5 protein-coding genes are annotated in these 4,877 nt (G+C 56.2%); 2 read left to right on the top strand and 3 right to left on the bottom strand.

Going from position 1 to position 4,877, the window contains the following annotated elements:
* Positions 1-152: 152 nt before the first annotated feature.
* From RGM3321_RS24705 to RGM3321_RS24695, 3 genes are all read right to left on the bottom strand, one after another.
* Positions 153-821: a LuxR C-terminal-related transcriptional regulator gene (locus RGM3321_RS24705; RefSeq protein WP_244395220.1), complete on the bottom strand. Its 669-nt coding sequence runs from the start codon at positions 819-821 to the stop codon at positions 153-155.
* A gap of 280 nt (positions 822-1,101) precedes the next feature.
* Positions 1,102-2,538 carry a coniferyl aldehyde dehydrogenase gene (locus tag RGM3321_RS24700; RefSeq protein ID WP_244395219.1) on the bottom strand — a complete coding sequence of 479 codons (1,437 nt, stop codon included), beginning with the start codon at positions 2,536-2,538 and terminating at the stop codon, positions 1,102-1,104.
* Between the two features lie 152 nt (positions 2,539-2,690).
* Entirely contained in the window at positions 2,691-3,371 is a 681-nt protein-coding gene (locus RGM3321_RS24695) for a TetR/AcrR family transcriptional regulator (protein WP_244395218.1), read from the bottom strand.
* A gap of 162 nt (positions 3,372-3,533) precedes the next feature.
* Between RGM3321_RS24695 and RGM3321_RS24690 the strand changes: the two genes are divergently transcribed.
* Together RGM3321_RS24690 and RGM3321_RS24685 are read left to right on the top strand one after the other, a co-directional pair.
* Positions 3,534-3,959 (top strand): DUF2147 domain-containing protein, encoded by a 426-nt coding sequence (locus RGM3321_RS24690; protein WP_244395357.1) that lies wholly within the window; start codon positions 3,534-3,536, stop codon positions 3,957-3,959.
* A 28-nt stretch (positions 3,960-3,987) separates the two neighbouring features.
* Complete coding sequence (locus RGM3321_RS24685; protein WP_244395217.1) at positions 3,988-4,869, top strand: TorF family putative porin; 882 nt, start codon at positions 3,988-3,990, stop codon at positions 4,867-4,869.
* Positions 4,870-4,877 lie beyond the last annotated feature (8 nt).

The following is a 4,877-nucleotide window of genomic DNA, read 5'->3' as shown; positions in this document are numbered from 1 at the left end:
ACCGTTTGACAGGGCGCAAGCGTCCGGCAGGCGACAAGCCAGGCCAGCGTTACCGGCAATAAGACGCATGGGCGGGGTGATCGATATCACCCCTTCCTATGGCATTGGCTACCTATTCTGTCTGTTACTCAAACAGTCCTCTTGAACGGCGTTCAACAGGCTGAACAAGCGCTTTCCGATGAGCCATACATCCAGCGCATCAGCGAGTGCCGACCGCTGATGCCCAGTTTGATGGCGGCGCGGCGCTGGTAACTGCCTACCGTATTGACCTTGAGCGCAAGCCGTTCGGCCTGCTCGATTGCGGTATGACCGGCGAGCAGACCTATGCACACCTGCATTTCCCGCTCGGACAATGTCATACCTGTTTCGCGCAAACGGTCATGAAAGCGCTCTTCGACGCTTTCGGTTTTTTTCGGTTTGACAGTGATCATTGTCATTTGCAAGGCATTGACATGCCTTTCGAGTATCGAGAACAAAAGCGGTGAGATAGTGCTTAGCTGACGACGTTCATTGTCCGAAAACTCATGCGCTGGCAGCGCCCTGAAGACGGTTATCTTGCAGCTGAAGTTTTCCGAGGCCTGCGCAGGATAAAGATGGATCGAGTCGCTGAGCAGCAAGGTGCCGCGTGAGGACGTCACCGTTTCGTTGAAGACTGTGGGTGCCGACGCGGGCAGCGTTTGCCAGGGCTGTGGCAGTGAGGAAAAGTGGGTGGCATCCACGGCAAGCTGAGTATCAATAAGCTTGTGGAACATGCTGGAAAAATGGCCGCTGCCGATGCTGGCTATGGCCCTGCCTATGTGGGGTAGTAATGTGTGTGGCATTGAGTCATCCATGATTTCAGAAATGCTGACACTAGCTTAGACGTCAAACGCAAACAGCGGTCACATCAACTTGGCCGTGAGTGATGTGCCCGCTAGATGCCTGCGTTAGATGCCTTTTAAAACACGGCTAGTTGAAGTGAGCAAAGAATAACGCTCTGATGTTACATAAATACTGGATCATCACAAACAGTGATTATCATTGGCTGCTTGGAAGGCAGGGCAGGGGCTATATCGTGGCGGGGCGACATCCTGTCACCTGACGCAGTTGCTCGGCAAACGTCTATTTGCCGAGCATGATGCGGGTTACAAGGCGTGTCAGCCGTCCATAAGGTGCCGAGACCTTGTCAGACATGTTGAAGCGGCTCAACTTGAGAACACCGCGAGCATGGGACAGACGAACGAAGCCCTCATAGCCGTGATAGGCCCCGGTCCCACTCTGCCCGACGCCGCCAAACGGCAGATCATCCTGAGTGGCGTGCAGCATGGTGCCATTGATGGTCACACCGCCGGATTGCGTCCGGTTCAGCACCTGGTCCACGGACGTCTGGTCGTTGGAAAAACAGTAAAGGGCCAGAGGCGCGGGGCGATCATTGATAAAGCTTATGGCTTCATCCAGGGAGTCATATGCAAGTATCGGCAGCAGCGGACCAAAAATCTCTTCCTGCATCAGGTCGGCGTCAAGCGGTACATCCGTGAGCACCATGGGCGCAATTTTACGTTCGTGGGTCGACACCGGCGCACCGTGTTGCCATGCCTTCGCCCCTTTTGAGATGGCCTGGTTGGCCATGCTCACGAGCCGGTCGTGGTGGCGCTGGGAGATGATCGAGGTGTAGTCCGGATTACCTTCGAGTGTCGGGTAAAGTTTTTTCGCAGCCGCCAGCCACTCGCCGGCAAAACTGATTACATGTTCGCGCGGGACCATTACGTAGTCGGGTGCCACGCAGGTCTGCCCGGCGTTGAACAGTTTGCCGATAGCAAGCATCCGTGCCGCTTTTTTAATCGAATAGTCGTCGCAGATCACTACCGGCGATTTGCCGCCCAGCTCCAGTGTCACCGGCGTCAGGTTACGCGCTGCCGCCGCCATGACATGGCGACCTACGTGGGTCGACCCGGTGAATACCAGGTGGTCAAAGGGCAACTCACTGAACCGGCTTGCCAGCAGTGCATCTCCCGTGACCACTGTGACCTGCTCGGCAGAGAACGTTTCACCCAGCAATTGCTGGAGCAGCTCAGAGGTTCTGGGGGTCAATTCCGAAGGTTTGATCATCACCCGGTTGCCCGCTGCCAGTGCCTCTATCAAGGGCACCAGTGTCAGCGTCAGCGGATAATTCCAGGGCGCGAGAATACCGACTACGCCCAGCGGCTGATAAATGACCCTGGCAGTGGCAGGCTTGAAAACAATACCCACCTTGCGTCTGGAGGGGCGCATCCACGCCTTGAGATGCGAGCGAATGTGCTTGATGCCGTTGATGACAGGCATCAGCTCGCCGAGCCTGGTTTCAGCGAACGAGCGGTTGCCGAAGTCTGCGCTGACCGCTTCAAGCAACCTGTCCTGATTGTCGCTGACCACTCGCAGAATGGCGTTGAGGTCGGCGACTCGTTGAGCGTAGGAGGGCACCCCTTGCGCGCGAACTGCAGCTTTCTGCGCCTCGAACAGCTCGGTTAGCCCCGGAGCGGGAGACGGCGTAGTGGGCGTGATCCTTGCGGGCTGATTCATGAAGCTGCTCCTGTGGCTGCGTGTTTTTATAAGATAGATGCAGTGTTGCGATTACGTTCTGGCTCACGTAACCGTATAGAACCATCGCCAACCGATGAAGGGGCGATCCGGCCGGTTCAAGTGGCCGAAACGGTCAACCTGTTCTCGCGTATTCATTTGTCAGGTGCAGGTTCGGGATCAAGGCGATCCAGATGGCTGACGATCATTGCCGCTACCATGGCACAGGTCTTTGCCGGGTCGAGAGGCTCATCGAACAGCAATTCGATGGTGGCGTGAATCATCTCGACCGCCACACGGGCAACCATAGCTATCTGCTTGGGATCAGCCTTGGGAATAGCGCTGGCAATGATCGCGGCCTGGGCCTTGGACACCCTGCGGTGAGAGTCGAGCCGCACATGCTCCAGTGCAGGAACTGCCCTTAACGCTTTCAGCGTCCACATGCCGCCCAGCGTGGCGTCGGTAACCCGGTAAGTATCCAGAATCAGTTCGGCAAGCGCCTGCTCCAGTGCCTGCGGCGTACCTGCGATCATCTCGGGAGTGATCCAGTGATCAATCCGCTCGTTCTGCTTCTCCAGCAGACGCTCACCAAGAACCGTCAACAGCGCGTATTTATTGGGGAAATAGCGGTACAGCGCCGGCGGTGTAAGGCCTGCCCGTTCACACACGAGATTGGTCGACAAGCGCTCTATGCCGACCTCGCACAAGGTGTTTGCCGTGGCGACCAGAATGCGTTCGTAGGTTTCAGTGGCGCGTTGCTGCGCAGGCAGCTTCTTGCGCTCGACGGTTTTGCCTGCGACCTGCGCAGGAGAGGGTTCAGTTTTCAGCCTGGCCATAAGTACCTGTCAAAAAGAGTGGGGCGCCAGCAGGGCGGTCGAAAAAAATAGTTGTTTCACGATAAAATGATAGCTATAACTATCGTGTAGCGATGACTATCATAACTGAAGCGTCGTTAGTGTGATGATTTGTTAAAACAAAAAATAAAAAAAGGTGACGCTATGAACGCACGGCAATGTCTTTTCCTCTCTTCTCTTCTGATGTGCTCCACCGGTATTCACGCTGCTGCGGGTCCGCTGGAGGCAAAGGGCCTTTGGTTGACGGCGGAAAAAGACGCCGTGGTCAAGCTTGATGACTGCGCAGACAAGGCAGGCGCCATCTGCGGGCAGGTTGTCTGGGTCAAGGATGTTGCCTCGACGTCGAGTGACTGCGGTGTACAGATTCTACAACTGACCCGCTATGACCAGGATGCCTGGCGCGATGGCTGGGTATATGACCCCCGTGATCAGAAAAAATATAAGGGCGCCGTCCGGGTCAAGGACGGACGCCTGAATGTAAGGGCTTTTGTCGGCACCGAAATTCTCGGCAAGACAGAGCAATTCGAGCGTATCGCAACACTGCCTCCTGCCCCGGTTTGCAAATTGTAAATCCGGCCCTTCAGCGTGGGAGAGAATCATGCGCACTTATACAACTCGCTATGTAATGGCTGCAGCATTGTGCTCCGCAGTAGGCAGCACCCTGGCTATCGCCGATGAAATGTCGAGCTACGCGGTGGATATCACCGCCAAGGCCAGCTCGGACATTCGCACCCGCGGCATTTCCGACTCCCTGAATCGCCCAGGGGCCAAAGTAACCTTTCAGGTTGCTCATGAAACAGGCCTGGTAGCGCTTGCCGAATTTTCTACAGTCAGCAAGAAGCAGTTCCTCGACGGTAATGGTCTGGGAGTGCTGCTCGCAGGGGGTTATCGCTTTGGCGATCCCGATGCCTGGCACTATGGTATAGGGCTGGCGGCGGAGATGTTTCCGGGGGCTCGGTTCAAAGCGCCCAATCGCTTCGACTTCGAGACCTTCACGCCGGGCGATGAGCATACGACCAATTACAACAGTCAGTTTGCCGTGCTGGAAATCGGTTATGGCGCACTTGAAGGCCGAATTGCCCGGGTGCTGTCAAAGAACTACCGGGGCGCCAACAGCGGTGGCGTGTGCGGGGCGCAATTGCAGTTCCGTGAAGACCCGACCAAAGGCCTGGAATGCTATGCCAAGGGTGACCAGAACTCCCGAGGCAGCATGTTGTATGACCTGGATTATAAGTACGCGCTGGGCATCAATACCCACCTCAAACTGCACGCCGGTTATCAGCAGATCGCCAACTTTTCGGAAGCGAACTTCGCTGACTACGGCGTAGGTCTGGTCCATCACTGGTGGGGCTTTGACTGGGGACTCGACTGGGTGACAACCAAGACCCGGGCGCGTGAGCTGTATATGGCCGAAGACGACGGACATGTGCGAACCACGGATGGCAATCGCTGGGTGGCGTCGATTTCCCGCACATTCTGAGTAGACCT

It is taken from the genome of Pseudomonas sp. RGM 3321 (genome assembly GCF_022836805.1).
Classification (GTDB): domain Bacteria; phylum Pseudomonadota; class Gammaproteobacteria; order Pseudomonadales; family Pseudomonadaceae; genus Aquipseudomonas.
Note: the sequence above shows the minus strand (reverse complement) of the source record. Positions and strands in the feature narration are given on the sequence as shown.